The 16095-nt window shown below is 46.6% G+C and carries 11 protein-coding genes; all 11 read left to right on the top strand.

Annotation, left to right across the window (positions count from 1 at the left end):
• Window positions 1-261: 261 nt before the first annotated feature.
• On the top strand, window positions 262-1260 hold the full coding sequence (locus KN811_RS18970; RefSeq protein WP_187967108.1) for a FecR family protein: 999 nt from the start codon (window positions 262-264) through the stop codon (window positions 1258-1260).
• Window positions 1261-1384: 124 nt separating this feature from the next.
• Window positions 1385-4735, top strand: a complete 3351-nt coding sequence (locus KN811_RS18965) for a TonB-dependent receptor domain-containing protein (RefSeq protein WP_247716564.1) — start codon at window positions 1385-1387, stop codon at window positions 4733-4735.
• 9 nt (window positions 4736-4744) lie between these two features.
• Entirely contained in the window at window positions 4745-6355 is a 1611-nt protein-coding gene (locus KN811_RS18960) for a RagB/SusD family nutrient uptake outer membrane protein (RefSeq protein ID WP_187967109.1), read from the top strand.
• A 14-nt stretch (window positions 6356-6369) separates the two neighbouring features.
• The gene (locus KN811_RS18955) at window positions 6370-7542 is read left to right on the top strand and encodes a heparan-alpha-glucosaminide N-acetyltransferase domain-containing protein (protein WP_187967110.1); all 1173 of its coding nucleotides are present in this window, start codon (window positions 6370-6372) and stop codon (window positions 7540-7542) included.
• 130 nt (window positions 7543-7672) lie between these two features.
• Window positions 7673-9487 (top strand): PQQ-dependent sugar dehydrogenase, encoded by a 1815-nt coding sequence (locus KN811_RS18950; protein ID WP_187967111.1) that lies wholly within the window; start codon window positions 7673-7675, stop codon window positions 9485-9487.
• 44 nt (window positions 9488-9531) lie between these two features.
• Window positions 9532-10551 (top strand): SMP-30/gluconolactonase/LRE family protein, encoded by a 1020-nt coding sequence (locus KN811_RS18945; protein ID WP_247716563.1) that lies wholly within the window; start codon window positions 9532-9534, stop codon window positions 10549-10551.
• 16 nt (window positions 10552-10567) lie between these two features.
• Complete coding sequence (locus tag KN811_RS18940) at window positions 10568-11815, top strand: amidohydrolase/deacetylase family metallohydrolase (protein WP_187967112.1); 1248 nt, start codon at window positions 10568-10570, stop codon at window positions 11813-11815.
• A 189-nt stretch (window positions 11816-12004) separates the two neighbouring features.
• The gene (locus tag KN811_RS18935; RefSeq protein WP_187967305.1) at window positions 12005-13633 is read left to right on the top strand and encodes an aminotransferase class V-fold PLP-dependent enzyme; all 1629 of its coding nucleotides are present in this window, start codon (window positions 12005-12007) and stop codon (window positions 13631-13633) included.
• A gap of 289 nt (window positions 13634-13922) precedes the next feature.
• Window positions 13923-14405, top strand: coding sequence for a RidA family protein (locus KN811_RS18930; protein WP_187967306.1), 483 nt, complete (start codon window positions 13923-13925; stop codon window positions 14403-14405).
• A gap of 41 nt (window positions 14406-14446) precedes the next feature.
• Window positions 14447-15367 carry an RraA family protein gene (locus KN811_RS18925; RefSeq protein WP_187967307.1) on the top strand — a complete coding sequence of 307 codons (921 nt, stop codon included), beginning with the start codon at window positions 14447-14449 and terminating at the stop codon, window positions 15365-15367.
• A gap of 23 nt (window positions 15368-15390) precedes the next feature.
• Window positions 15391-15882, top strand: coding sequence for a nuclear transport factor 2 family protein (locus KN811_RS18920; RefSeq protein ID WP_187967308.1), 492 nt, complete (start codon window positions 15391-15393; stop codon window positions 15880-15882).
• The last annotated feature ends 213 nt before the right edge of the window (window positions 15883-16095 follow it).

The raw sequence follows: 16095 nt of genomic DNA, 5'->3' as shown, positions 1-16095 counted from the left end.
GATTTATAATGAGCTTTATCGTTTTCGTTGTGAAAATTATAAAAAAAAATCTTAAAAAAATGCAGGGTATTTAAAATTTCATACGTATTTAGGTTGTAATCGTGTAACGAAATGTCAAAAGGCCTTAAAATAATTGTCAAATTTCTAGGTAAAGAAGCCAATCAGGAAGAATTGGAGCAATTGGATGTTTGGTTATGCGATCCTGAAAATATAACAATCTTTAATAATTTAGTTAGAATACATTATCTGACAGCGAACTGCATGACAAAATACAATTTATACAAAGCCAAGGAGTCCATTAAAAAAAAGGTCAGGGCCAGGGAAAGAAAGCGGAGACTGAATACGTACAAGCGCATTTCAATAGCTGCAATGGCACTCCTGTTCATCGGCTTTGCGTTCAATTGGGTTTACAGGGATAAGGAAGCCCCGGAACCCTCCGACAAAATTGTGGTCGGATCGGATAAAGCCGTACTCACTTTAGAAAACGGGGACCAGGTGGCTTTGACAAAAGGGAAAAGTTTTAGAAAGGGAACACTCAACAGCAATGGAGAACAGCTTGTCTATTCAAAACAAGGACCGGCGGGGAAGAAGGCCGGTAAAATTTTGTACCACGACCTGACCGTACCAAGAGGGGGGCAATTTTCCGTAAAGCTGTCGGACGGAACAAAAGTGTGGCTCAATTCGGACACCAAACTAAAATACCCTTCTGCATTCCGGGAAGGGCAGACCAGGGAAGTGGAACTTGTTTACGGGGAGGCGTATTTCGAGGTTTCTCCGGGCTCAGCCCACAAGGGTTCGGGGTTCAGTGTTATTTCCAATGATCAGAGAATAAATGTCCTGGGCACCGAATTCAATATAAGTGCTTATACAGACGACAAGGAAATTGTAACCACTCTTGCCGGTGGAAAAATAGCACTTGAAAAGGGGGAAGTCCATAAAATACTGCACCCCGATCAACAGTCCAGGGTCGATAAGGCCACGGGTAACGTACAAATCGTGAATGTCGATGCCTCCCGGGCGATTTTATGGGTGAACGGGGTGTTTGTTTTTGAGGACGAATCCCTGGATGAGATCATGAAAGCGCTTTCGAGATGGTATGACATTAAGGTTGTTTTTGAATTGGCAGAACGCAAGGATTTCATTTTTACGGGAATACTGGAAAGGACCAGGTCCATTGACGATATTCTCGATTTGATTGAAGTTGCCGGCCAGGGAGAGGTGAAATTTGAAATCAGGGATAAAACAGTTCATATTAAATAATACAGATGCCTATACGAATAAACATCGATGTGTAAAAAAGGGAAAGGCTAGTACATTCCACCGCAATAGCCTTTGCCCAAAGAGGATTAGTTAAACAAAGTCTAACCAAACCAAACACTAATTTATGAAAATTAACTTGAATACGGAGCGATCCGGTATTGGATTCCGCTTCCTAAAATTTCTGATGAGAACCTTTGTTTTCTTATGCTGCACACTCGCCTTTGCCTTAGGGCCGGAGGATGGCTTTTCCCAAAATGCAGACATACTGATCACAGAAGACAAGACCTTGAATGCAAAACAGATCTTTAATCTTATGAATAAACAGGCGGATTATAAGTTTATTTACAGGAATGATCTGTTAGAAGATGCCCCGGATATTTTTGTTAAACGAGGAATTGTCAAGGCCAGAACACTGCTGGACATGCTTTTAACTCCTATTGATTTTACCTACGAATTCACCGCTAACAATACCATTTTACTAAAGAAAAAAGCAGGCACTGACGATAAGCCCAGGGTAGAGGTCGTCAGGGAAATGCAGCAGGAGGTGAGCGGTACTGTTATGGATGAACAGGGGCTTCCTTTGGTCGGCGCCAACATTGTGGAAAAAGGCACGACCAATGGGACCCAGACCGATTTTGATGGAAATTTTACTCTTAGCGCTGGTCCCAATGTCACTTTGGTCATTAGTTATATTGGTTTCCGGACGCAGGAGGTTGCTGTGGGCGGACAATCCAGGATAGACGTGACCCTTGTTGAAAATACCAGCCAGTTAAACGAGGTCATCGTTACAGCCCTCGGGATACAGAAAACCAGAAGCTCATTGACCTATGCAGCCCAGGATATCAATGCCGAAGAACTGAGCCGGGTAAAACAATCCAACCCCATCAACAGCTTGTCCGGGAAGGTGGCAGGAGTAGCTATTACCCGAAGTGCATCCGGTGTCGGAGGGTCGGTTAAGGTAACTTTAAGGGGAAATAATTCATTTGGAAATAATCAGCCTTTGTATGTGGTAGACGGTATACCCCTGTCCAACCCGACTGCTTCACAGCCGGATAGCAATTTCGGCAGTTCCCGGGGAGACGGGGGGGATGTACTGTCCCTGATCAACCCGGACGATATAGAGTCCCTGACCGTACTGAAAGGGGCATCGGCTTCTGCACTCTACGGTAATGCAGGCCTGAATGGTGTGATCCTGATTACGACCAAAAAAGGGAAAGAAGGCACCTTTAAGGTAGACTTTTCATCTAATTTAACAGTGGAAAGGGCCGCGTATATGCTGGATTTGAACGATACAGCGGAAGATAATGCAGACGATTTTTTCGAATCCGGACTGACCAATATCAACTCCCTCTCCATATCCGGAGGCACAGAAAAGGCCCAGACCTATTTTTCGTACAGCAATAGCTTTGCCTCGGGGATACTGCCGGAGAACGATTTAAAACAGCACACCATCAACCTTAGAGAAACCGCTAAGTTCTTTGATGATGTATTGGCGGTGAATGCCGGAGTAATGGCTTCCACCCAAAAGATCACCAACAGGGCGGTCCCGGGCCTGTACTTCAACCCTTTGGTCGGGGCTTACGGATTTCCGGCCGATGCAGGAAAACTTTCGGACTACGCCGATTTCGAAGAATATAATCCGGACAGGAATATTCAGTCCCAACGTTGGTTCAGGGGCACTTCAGATATAGAGCAGAACCCTTACTGGATCATGCACAGAAACCCCAGTACCGATACCAATAAAAAATTATTGGCCTCTTTGAACCTGAGTTTTAAAGTCACTGATTGGTTGTCACTTCAGACCAGGGGGACCTATGATCAGTCTTTAATGGATTTTGAGCGCAAGGTCTACGCCACCACCGAAGCTACCCTCTCACATGCCAACGGTAGATATATACTTAATAAACAAGATGTAAAGCAGTTGTATGGCGACATTATTGCCAACATCGACTATAATTTTACGGAGGCTTTTTCATTAAATGCCAACATAGGTGCCAGCATCAGAAAATCAACTACCGAAGTGTTCAATGCTGATTCGGGCACCCAGGGAGGCTTACAGTTTGCCAATGTGTTTGCCATTCAGAACTTTAACGCCAACCCACAGGTTACCCTGACGCAATCGAGTTTGAGCAGAAGGGTGAACTCTGTTTTTGCAAGTGCCACTTTGGGGTATGACGAAAAGATATTTGTTGATCTGACGGCACGTAATGACTGGTCTTCCACGTTGCCCCCGGAAAACAATTCCTTCTTTTATCCCTCTTTTGGGGTAACCGGGATACTGAGCGAAATGTTCGATCTGGGTAATGGGATCTCCTTTGCCAAGGTCAGGGCCTCTTATGCAGAGGTGGGTAATGATTTTGCCCCCAACCAGATTAACCCGGCCCGGGAAATTGTCTTTGGTAACGGAGTAAGCGCAACAGATCCCGTCAGACCGTTCCCGGGGACCATTCCGGAACCGGAAAAACAAAGGTCTTTTGAAGTGGGTACGGAATGGAGGTTTTTTAACAACCGCCTGGGCATTGATATCGGATATTATAACACCAACACAGTAAACCAGTATTTCCCTTTTCCAACTTCTGTTGCCATTATAGGGGCAGCCAATGCAGGATTGAATTCCGGAGAGATCGTGAACAGCGGGGTGGAGGCCACTGTTTTTGCAACCCCGGTTCAGACCGATTCCTTCAGATGGAAAACGACCCTGAACTTTTCGGCCAACGATAATGAGGTGAAAAGCATCTATGACGGAACCATTGCCGATGGACTTATAGAGCCGGATTTTTTCACGGTCTCTGCCAAAGGTGTCAATACTTTCGGATCGTACCTTGTTGAGGGAGGTTCATTTGGCGACATCTATGCCCAGGTAGTGAAAAGGGATGCACAGGGGAGGCCTGTTGTAGATGGCGATGCGTTGATCATCAATGATGAAAATCCCGAAAACGTAGTTGACGGGCTGGAAAAAGTAGGGAATGCCAACCCCGATTTTACACTGGGCTGGAACAATTCCTTTTCTTACGGGAACTTTAGCCTTGATTTTCTGATCGACGGAAAGTTCGGAGGCGAAACGGTGAGTATGACTGAGGCCGTCGTAGAAGGATTGAGCAACAATACGTCCAGGGAAACCACCAATGGTTCGGTGGAAGTGGTCGATCTTGCCGGAAATGTATCTACCATGACCGCCCAGCAATATTATGGCCTTGCCGGCGGCAGGAACGGTTTTACCGGAGAGTACGTTTACAGTGCCACTAATGTGCGCCTTGCCGAAGTGGCTCTGGGCTATTCTTTTGATCTGGAGGAGGACTCCTTTTTCAGCAATATCAGTGCTTCTCTCATAGGCAGCAACCTGTTTTTCTTTTACAAGGATGCTCCTCATGACCCCAATATATCACTGAGTACGGGTAATGCCCTGCAAGGGGTAGATATACTGGGGCTCCCGTCAACCAGGAGTATAGGACTCAACGTGAAGCTAACATTCTAAAAAAATCTTATGAAAAGTATTAAAAAACTAAACATAATGATAGCTGTACTGGGAGTTTTAGTATCCTGTACAGAAAATTTTGATGAACTGAATACGAACCCGAGAGATATAACCGAAGAAGAGCTCGAGGTCGATTTCCAGCATATAGGATCGTTGTATAAACCTATTTTCGAGAACATTTATAAATACGATCCGGCATCGTCATACCAATTGCAGCAAAATTTGAATGCCGACGTATACTCGGGCTATATGACCCCTCCAAGGCCGTTCATTGCAGGGGCGAACAATACGACCTATAACCTGGTAGGGGGGTGGAACAATACCATTTGGTCTGTTCCCTATTCCAATGTCATGAACAATGTCGAGACCATTGAAGAGCTGGCCAAGGACGAATATCCCACATTCTACGCAGTGTCCCTGATACTTAAGGTGGCCGCCATGCACAGGGTGTCCGATATCTTTGGCCCTATCGTATACACGAATTTCGGCGATCTGGAAAAAGCCGGGGTGTACGACTCGCAGGAAGAAGCATACCACGCATTTTTTGCAGACCTCGATACGGGGGTGGCCAATCTTATGGAAGATCTGGACAGTTCCAGGTTTACGGCCTTTGATCTCTCCTATGGCGGAGATTATTCGCAATGGGTTAAACTGGCCAATTCACTCAGGCTCAGACTGGCCATACGAATTTCAAAGATCGATCCGGCCACGGCAAAGGCCGAAGGCGAAAAAGCACTGAACCACCCGTTAGGGGTCATAGAGACCAATGGAGATGGTTTCTTTGTCAACAGTGCCGTTTCACACCCGTTGCAGACCATTGACAATTCCTGGGGAGATATCAGGATGAATGCCTTTATGGAGTCTGTGCTGTCCGGGTTCAATGATCCGCGGGCCGGAGCTTATTTTCTGGAAGTAAACCCCGGAGATTCTGATACAGAGCCCATAGTCCCCGGAGCTTTAAAGGGCGTAAGGGGAGGAATGCCGTTGTTGAGCGGGTATGCCGATGAATTAGATCAGAAAGGAGATTATATACGTTTTGCGGTGATCAATGACAATATCCACCAGACCAGTGTGCAATTAATGACCGCAGCCGAAGTGTATTTTCTAAAGGCCGAAGCCGCCCTGAGAGGTTGGAGCGGTGCCGGAGATGCCCGGGCCAATTACGAAATGGGTATTACCACTTCCTTTGAGCAGCGGGGTATCGGTGGGGTGTCGACCTACATGGCGGACAATGTTTCCACCCCGGCAGATTATAAAGACCCGGTAAATCCGTCTAACAATATTGCAGCGACAAGTGATATTACCATAGCCTGGAACGATGCCGACAACAACGAGACCAAGCTCGAAAAGATCATCACCCAAAAATGGATCGCCGTGTTCCCGGATGGACAGGAGGCCTGGAGTGAATTCAGGCGTACGGGATATCCCAGGATCTTTCCGGTAGTGAGCAACCAGAGTGCCGGTACGGTCGATACGGAGATCCAGATAAGAAGGATACCGTTTGTAGATAACGAGCGGTCAACCAATCCGGAAGGTGTTAAGGATGCCGTTACCAAACTTGGCGGCCCCGACAACGGGGGCACCAGGCTTTGGTGGGATACGGGCGGACCTAACTTTTAATACGGCAGATTATTATGCGACTGAGATCAATAGACATTCTAAGGGCATTGACCATGTTTTTCATGATTTGGGTCAATGATTTCTGGACCTTGAAAGAGGTGCCCAAATGGCTGGAGCATGCCAAAGCCAGTGAAGACTATCTGGGATTTTCGGATATTATCTTTCCCTTGTTCCTGTTCATTGTTGGCCTCAGCATTCCCCTTGCCATTAAAAACCGGTTGGGTCGGGGAGATAGTCAATGGACCATAGCCAGGCACATCCTGATCAGGTCGTTTTCCCTGTTGCTGATAGGCGTATATATGGTAAATTATGAAACTGCCTATGACGATGGGATCATCATAGGAAAGTACCTCTGGTGTATTTTCATGGCCGTGGCTGTATTCCTTATCTGGACCCATTGGAAAAAAAGCCCCGTTCCAAAAAAATGGCACTTCCCGTTACAGGTTTTGGGCATCCTGGTCCTGTTGTTTCTGGCAATCATCTATAAAGGGGGGGCATCCGGTGAGCATTGGATGCGTACGCAATGGTGGGGTATCCTGGGGCTCATAGGCTGGGCCTATCTGGTCAACGCCCTTGTTTTTCTTTATGCCAGGGGGAATTTCGCAATAATGATAGCGGCCTGGCTGGTTTTTAATATCCTCTCTGTATTGGGCCAGACCGAAATGGCATTGAAACCGGATGGTGTGTTCAGCTATGCTTCAACCATCCTGGGAGGTACCGTTCCCGGATTTACCACCGCCGGGATTGTAGCTTCACTGGTCTTCGACAAGTGGTCCAAAGCCAGTATAAAACAGGCATATGCCATCCTTGTTGCCATTGGGGTCATCTGTCTGATATACGGATTGGGGACCCGGCCGTTGTGGGGGATCTCAAAATTAAGGGGAACACCCTCATGGCTGGCCGTATGCTCTGCGATGGGCTTTATGCTCTTTGCGCTTTTGCACTATATCGCAGACAAAAAGAAGATCATCAACTGGGCCCGAATAATCGCCCCGGCAGGTACCGCTACGCTGACCTGCTATTTGTTGCCCTACATTATCTATCCGGCACGGGAGTTTGTGAACTTCAGGTTGCCCGATGTTTTAAATACCGGCATCATTGGTCTTCTGGGCTCCCTTGTATTTGCTTACCTGGTGGTGGCACTTACAGGATGGCTGGAGAAGAAAGGGATCAAACTGAAATTGTAGCACATGTCATCATGATAAAGAAAATACCCGTATTGACTTTGTTGTTGAACTGGGCAGTAAAAGGATTGAAAAAGTTTATACGGGTTCAATAAGTTGAATCAACCGAACAAAAATAATATCACCAATTAAAATGAACCGATTGTTAAACCATAATAACGGACTGAACATAGCATTCGTTTTTAAAAAACGTTTACTTACATATGGTGTGTTGTTTGCAATAACAGTTTCCCTTTTTGCAGGGTGCACATCAAAAAATGATGGATTACCTCCCGGAGACCCGGATAATGCCGGACTTTTTCTGCCCGGGGATTTTGAAGCCGTAGCAGTTGTTGATAGTTTAAAAGGAAGGGCCAGGCACCTGACCGTAAACACGAACGGGGATATATATGTAAAATTGAGGTTCCCCGATGATGAAGGCGGTAATGCAGCGCTGAGGGATATTGACAATGATGGCAAGGCAGATATCATCAAAACCTTTGACGATTATATCGACCGCAGTAGTTACGGAACGGAGATGCGTATTAACAAAGGCTATCTGTACTTCAGCTCGGTAACCCGTATTTACAGGCAGAAGCTGACCGACGAGCTGGTTCCTGATACCGAACTGGAACTGATCTTAACCGATACCCAGCCACCGAGGCAACACGATACCAAACCCATTGCATTCGATAAGGAAGGCAACCTGTACACTGTTTTCGGCGCTCCGTCAGATGCGTGCCAGGTCGATGACAGGTCTCCCTTGTCTCCCGGGATGTTCCCTTGCCCTCTTTTGGAGACCAGGGGAGGAGTGTGGCGTTTCGATGCGGACAAGAAGAACCAGTTTCAGGAAGACGGGCAAAAGTTTGCCACGGGTTTACGCAGTGTTGTGGGGATGGATTGGAATGAACAGGACAACAACCTCTATGCCGTGGTACATGGCAGGGATTATCTGCACAGTACCTGGCCCAATGAATTTACGGCCTGGGAAGGCGCTGTACTGCCTTCAGAAGTGTTTGTAAGGCTGAAGGAAGGGGACGATGCCGGATGGCCTTATCACTACTATGACCAGATCAAGGACGGTTATTTTCTGAGCCCGGAATACGGTGGTGATGGTGAAAAACAGGGAGAAGACATTGATAAACTGACCGATCCCGTGGTAGCCTTCCCCGGACATTTTGCGCCTAACGATATCCTGTTTTACAAGGGGGACCAGTTTCCTGAACGGTATAAAAACGGGGCTTTCATTGCATTCCACGGTTCTACCAGTAGTAACCCGTATCCGCAATCCGGTTATTTTGTCGGTTTTGTTCCCATGGAAAACGGTGTTCCAACAGGCCCCTGGGAAGTATTTGCAGATGGGTTTGCAGAACAGGAGATCATTTTAAACACAAGTGATGCCACTTACAGGCCTATGGGATTGGCTGAGGGCCCCGATGGTTCACTATACGTATCCGATTCCAAAAAAGGAAAGATCTGGAGGATCATGTACAAAGGAGACAAGGATAAATTCGGTGAAGCACAACTGGCCGGCATGGAAAAACGGAAAAGAACGGCACCCAATATAAAGACCCCCGTGGAAAACGAAGATATGATCGTCTCGGAAGATGATGACCTGGATAAGTACAAGGACGAAAACCTGGGTGAAGGAGGAAAACTCTACAACATATACTGTGCAATCTGCCATCAGCGCAATGGCCTGGGGAACGATCGTTTTCCCCCGCTAAACAATACAGAATGGGTTTTGGGGGACAGGACAAGGTTGATCAATGTTGTGTTAAAAGGACTTAGAGGAGAAATTTTTGTTAACGAAAAATCCTACACCAATGTCATGCCCAAGTTAGATAGGCTGACTGATGAAGAGATCGCCGGTATATTGACTTATATCCGTCAGAGTTTTGGCAATAGTGCATCCGGAATAACACCGGAAGAAGTGGCAGGTGTACGTAAGGCTAATGCTGCGGAATAGAAGGTAAATGGTTTAAAACTAATAACTTAAAACTGATTTTTTTTATGAAATACGTATATTGTAAAGTAATGGCCTTACTTAAGGATTATAATAATAAATGTAATTTCCCGTACGATTTTAAACTGTTGGTCCTTTGCTGTGTACTGCTTTTGGGAGGATGCAGGCAAAAAACAGGTGAACGGTCGGAGGCCGGATCTGAAAAAAACGGTGACAGTAAAGAATCTGTACTGTATCAAAACAGTGTTTTTACCGAACCGTTCGGATTCCCCGAGGGAATAGAGGGGCCCGCTGTGGATGCCGATGGAACCCTGTATGCGGTTAACTTTAAAAAGCCCGGGACCATTGGCCGGGTAGATGCTGAAGGGAACGCTTCTCTTTTTGTGACCCTGCCCGAAGGAAGCACAGGGAACGGTATCCGGTTCAACAGCAGCGGGCATATGCTCATTGCCGATTATACCATGCACAATATATTAAAAGTGGATATGGATAGCAAAGAGGTCAGTGTCTATGCCCATAACGATCAGATGAACCAGCCCAATGACATAGCGATCATGGATAACGATATATTATTTGCGAGTGACCCGGATTGGGACAATTCCAGAGGACAGATCTGGAGAATTGATACGGATGGTGCATTTACCCTGCTGGAGGGGGATATGGGGACCACAAATGGTATAGAAGTAAGCCCGGACAACAAAACGCTCTATGTCAATGAATCGGTTCAGCGTAATATCTGGGCCTATGACCTTTCGCCCGAAGGTGATATCAGCAATAAACGATTACTCATCAAATTTGATGACTTTGGAATGGACGGTATGCGCACCGATGCAGACGGGAATTTATACGTGGCCCGCTACGGTAAGGGAACCGTGGTCAAGGTATCCCCGCAAGGTGAGGTTTTAAAGGAAATCCGGTTGAAAGGGAAAAAGGTCTCCAATATTGCCTTTGGAGGAAAGGATGGCACCAGGGCCTTTTTGACGCTTCAGGATAATGGAAATATTGAAACCTTTAGCACGGAAAGACCGGGCAGGGCCTATCAGATGATGAAAAAAAATAAAGAATAATTTAATCTTTTAAATAATGAAAGTACATGATCTTAAGTATACACTTATTGTTTTAACAACCCTGTTCTGTTTAAAATTTGCCGAGGGACAGGAATACGATCTGCTCATCCGGAACGGGACCCTTGTCGATGCAAAAAGCGGTGTGAACAAAAAAATGGATGTAGCTATTTCCGGGGGAAAGATCGCTGAGATCGCGAATAGCATATCCGTCCAAAAAGCAAAAAAGGTGATCGATGCCCGGGATAAATTGGTTACCCCGGGACTTATCGATATCCACGGGCATGTATTTTTTGGTACCGATGAAAATGGAATGTACAGCGGAGGGATGCACAGTGTAGCCCCCGATAACTTCACATTCCGGAGCGGGGTAACTACCATTGTGGATGCAGGAAGTTCCGGATGGCGAAATTTTCATGTTTTTAAAAAGAACGTCATTGATAACTCGAAAACCCGGGTGTTGGCATTTTTGAACATTGTAGGGTCCGGAATGAAAGGCGGGGCGATAGAGCAGAACATTAACGATATGGACCCTAAATTAACCGCCATGACCGTGAAAAGATTTCCCGAACTGGTGGGGGTAAAACTGGCACATTACTCAGGCTTCGAATGGGAACCTACAGATCGTGCCATGGTAGCAGGGACCATGGCCGATGTTCCTGTAATGATCGATTTTGGAGGCAGTACACCAGCGCTATCCATAAAAACACTCTTTTTAGAAAAACTAAGACCCGGTGATATCTTTACCCATGCTTATGCCTCGCTGGGCAGCAGGGAGCGGGTGGTAAATGACCAGGGCAAAGTAAAACCCTTTGTGTTCGAGGCACAGAAAAAAGGTATTGTGTTCGATGTGGGACATGGCGGCGGAAGTTTTGCTTTCTCACAGGCAATACCGGCCATGCAGCAAGGTTTTAAACCCAATTCCATCAGTACCGATCTTCACATCGGAAGTATGAATGGAGGAATGAAGGACATGCTCAATATCATGTCCAAATTCATTAACATGGACATGCCCCTTGGCGAGGTCATGGCCGCTGCTACATGGAACCCGGCACAATACATCAAAAGGCCCGATCTGGGGCACCTGAGCGTAGGAGCAATTGCGGATGTGGCCATCCTAAGCCTTAAAAAAGGTGATTTTGGCTTTGTGGATACGGAGGACAAACAAATGAAAGGAAATCAGAAACTGGAGTGCGAGGTCACGATAAAGGACGGCGAGGTTGTGTATGACCTGAACGGCCTGTCCAGTGAGAAATGGGATGAATAGATATATAAGATTAATAAGAGATTGATAGGAGATTGATGGAAGATTGAATCCCGATCGTCATTGGGAGATTGATCTTAAACATTTCAATCTTATTCAATCTTCCGGCGTAGCCGGATCAATCTCCTATCAATCTTTTCCCTTTATAAAATAAACTGACAAATAAATACGAACCAACACCAAAAAACAACCATGAAGCGAAGGGAAATAATTAAACAATTAGGCGTAATTCCTCTGGCGGGGAGCCTGATGGCCAGTGATTCGATGCTTGGGGCTGTTTGGAAAAACCCAGCACCCCTGGCTGCAAAACCTTATACCAGGAACCAGAATATTTACGAGTCCCTGGGAATTGAGACCATTATTAATTGCAGGGGAACCTTTACGATCCTGGGGGGCTCAACGGAAAGACCCGAGGTTCTGGAGGCCATGGAAGCCGCATCGGGTTATTTTGTGCAATATGATGAACTGGCTTTTGGCATCGGACGCCGCCTGGCAGAACTGACCAAAGCCGAATGGGGAATGATCTCCGCCGGATGTGCTGCAGGGATGAAACATGTCACCGCCGCCTGTGTAACCGGGGGGAACCCCGAAAAACTGATCAGGATACCTCATATAGGCGACTTTGAAAAAAATGAGGTCATCATTCCGCGAAGTTCAAGGAATGTATACGACCATGCCATCCGGAATATCGGAGTAAAGATCATAACGGTAGATACCCCCGAAGAGTTAAAACAGGCCATTAACCCGAGAACGGCCATGATCTATATCATGACAGGCCCCGATAATGAAACGGGAAAACCGCTTTCCCTGGAGGTTATTGGCAAAATGGCCAAACCCGGGAATATTCCCGTCCTTGCCGATGCAGCCGCAGAAGACCTGAGCATTCCCTGTGTCCACCTGGAACGGGGAGCAACAGTGGTCGCATATAGTGGAGGAAAGGCCATCTGTGGTCCGCAATGTGCCGGCTTGTTGTTGGGTAACAAAGATCTGCTCATGGCGGCCTGGCAGGCCAGTTCCCCACATCATGGACCGGGAAGGGACAACAAGATCGGAAAAGAGGAAATGCTGGGAATGCTGGCCGCCGTTGAAGCCTGGACCACAAGAGATCACGATAAGGAATGGAATACCTGGTTGGGCTGGCTGGACGAAATTTCCTCCAAATTGACCAGGATAAATGGTATTACTTCAGAGATAACAACACCGACCGGCCTGAACAACAGGGCACCCAGGTTGATCCTGAAATGGGATCCGGACAAACTTCATATAAGGGGAGAGGAAGTCGCAGAAGAAGTGGCCCGTAACAAACCGAGGGTGGCTATTGGGGCACAGAGTAAGGACAATGGTACCTCTATTTCAATTACCCCGAGTCAAATGAGGCCCGGCAATGCCAAATTGGTGGCAGACAGGCTTTACAATGTACTGTCCGGGAAACGGGAACCGCGTTCCGATGAAATGACTCCTGCAAAAGAAAATATCTCGGGCCATTGGGAAGCAGATGTAGAATTTTTTACCGGTAAAAGTACCCATAAATTTTTCCTCGAACAGGATAAAAACTGGATTTCAGGAACACACACCAGCGAATATGCCATGCAGGAAATGATCGGTATGATCGAAGGAAATGAGGTGGTGCTCAAAAGTAATTACAGGGTTCCGGGAAATTCCATAAATTTTTGGTTTATCGGAAAAGTAGCTGACGGGGAAATAACCGGTTCCGTTTTTCTTGGAGAATATTTAACGGCCAGGTTCGGTGCAAAAAAAGTATCTTACAGGCAAAATAGAAAAAAATTGAATGTCCCCGGAGGACCACCGCTGGCAACCTGAACAATTGAAATTCTGAAAATAAAAAGTTTGAGTTATATAACTGTTAAACTCATAAGTTAATGGCTAAATGCCGTGTATGCTATAAAAAGGATAAACATTTCCAAAAGTTCCTACTTTGTGACCTTTGTGAAAAACTCAGTGGTCTTTGTGGTTTTTTATGCCATAGACTTTATTTTACCACAAAGATTCACAAAGCAGGCACAAAGTGACACAGAGAGAATTATACAGGAATTAAAAATATAACTTGATAAAAAGTAAACAAATATTTAATCATTTTAAACATTGTATTATGGAAAATCAAACATCGAGAAGATCATCACTTAAACGAATTGGAATGGGCTTGGCCGCTTTGTTCGGAGCAGGAGCTGCAACCGCTGCAAAAGCCATGACCGGAGGGTCCGGACCGAAAAAAGAGGTCGTGGGTGATATTGTGACCGATCAGGAAGTCCCTTTGTTTTCCGGGGCTGTTAAGCACGGAAATACATTGTATATAGCAGGGAAGGGAGCGCATGTTGAGCCTTTTGAAATAAAGGCCCACACCGAGATTGTCCTCAACGAACTGGAAAAGGAACTCAAAAAGAACGGATCTTCCATGGAGAAAGTACTTAAAGTAAACGTCTACCTGGCAGACCTGAACGATTATCACGCCATGAACGAGGTCTACAAGGGGCGGTTCGGCAAAAACCCTCCGGTAAGGACCACCGTCGCCACCTACGGAGGGGTTCCGGGAAATTCATTGGTAGAGATGGATTGTATAGCTGCTTTGGATTAAAAATAGTAATCACATCATTTAGTTTTATTATGACGAAATTCATGTTCAGATTGAACATTGCAACAGTTTTTGTATTCTTTATATCCGCTGGTCTTTTCGGCCAGACGATCCCGAAAGAAGAGCTTGTTTTTTTGACCTCTGAATGGAAAGGCGAACGCTTTCCGGACGGACGTCCGCACATTCCTGACGATTTACTGGAGCGTGCCGGGAAAATAGCAATAGACGATGCCTGGACGGTATTGAAGAACGAAGGGTATACAAACCAGTTCGAAGGCAACTGGAAGATGGTGCACGACGATGTGCCCGTGGTGGGCCGTGCACTTACGGCCATGTTTATGCCGAGCCGCCCGGACGTTGAAAGTAAGATCAAAGAACGCGGACAGGCACAGGGCCGGAAAGGAAACACCAATTCATGGCCCATTGAAATGCTGTCTCCCGGAGATGTCTATGTAGCCGATGGTTTCGGTAAGATTGCTGCAGGTACCCTGATGGGGGCCACCCTGGCCACATCGATTTTTACCAAGTCGGGCAACGGGGTGATCTTCAACGGCAGTGCCCGGGATCTGGAAGCGATTAAGGACCTGGATGGTTTCAATGCCTTTGTCCGGGATTTCCACCCCTCTTTTTTGGAAGAGATGGTAGCCATGGGGCTGAACGTACCCATTAGAATGGGGGAAGCGATTGTACTTCCGGGAGACCTGGTGATAGCTAAACAGGAAGGAGTACTCTTTATACCGGCCCATTTGGCCGAACAGGTGGTGGCCACCGCAGAATTTGTGGCACTTAAGGATGTATTCGGTTTTGAGATGGTAAAATCCAAAAAGTACACCACCGGTGAGATAGACAGTAAGTGGAACGATAAGATCAAGGACGACTTTATTGCATGGCTGAAGGAAAGGCCGGAGCTTGGCCGGATGACCAGGGCAGAACTGGACAAGGTCTTGAGCAAGCGGACCTGGTAGAGATAAACAAAAACCAGAGATTTATGACTATAAAGAACACTATGGCCATTGTGTTTTGGGCAATGGCCCTGCTCTCCCTTGTGTCCTGTGGAGAAGGGAACCAAAAGAAAGACCGGACAACGCCAAAGGCAGAAACAGCAGCTCCCGTGCCCACGGTAGCAGATGTTGAGGCCGCGGTATCAGAATTTAACAGGGCCCTGGAAAACCCGGGCCGTGAAGTTTTGGAAAGGCTCTGTTCGGAAAAGTTGACCTATGGCCATTCCAGCGGACTGGTGCAGGACAGGGAGGCGTTCATCGTTGATGTGCTCAATGGCCCCTTTGATTTCCTGGAGGTGACGGCCCCGGAACAGACCATTACTCTGTCGGGGAACACGGCCGTGGTGCGACATATTTTTCAGGCCAGCGCTACCAGGGATGGAGAGCCATTGGAGATCCGGATCGGAAATATGCAGATTTACAAACTCTCCGATGAGGGGCAATGGCTGCTTTTGGCGAGACAGGCCTATAAATTATAGGCGCTGTTTCAAAAAAAAACGCATTCCGTCATGCTGAACTGTCATCCTGAGTGTGGTATGCTGAGCCTGCCGAAGTGCAGTCGAAATGTCGAAGGGTTGTTTCAGCATCCCATCCTGCCGATCGGACAATCGTTAATGAGACCTTGATAGAATTTGGACCTCTCCATAAATTATTAGACAGTATCTAAGGCCATGCCATTTTCAATGGAAGAA

Origin of the sequence: Sinomicrobium weinanense (genome assembly GCF_018863395.1) — a bacterium.
GTDB classification, from domain to species: Bacteria; Bacteroidota; Bacteroidia; order Flavobacteriales; family Flavobacteriaceae; genus Sinomicrobium; species Sinomicrobium weinanense.
Note: the sequence above shows the minus strand (reverse complement) of the source record. Positions and strands in the feature narration are given on the sequence as shown.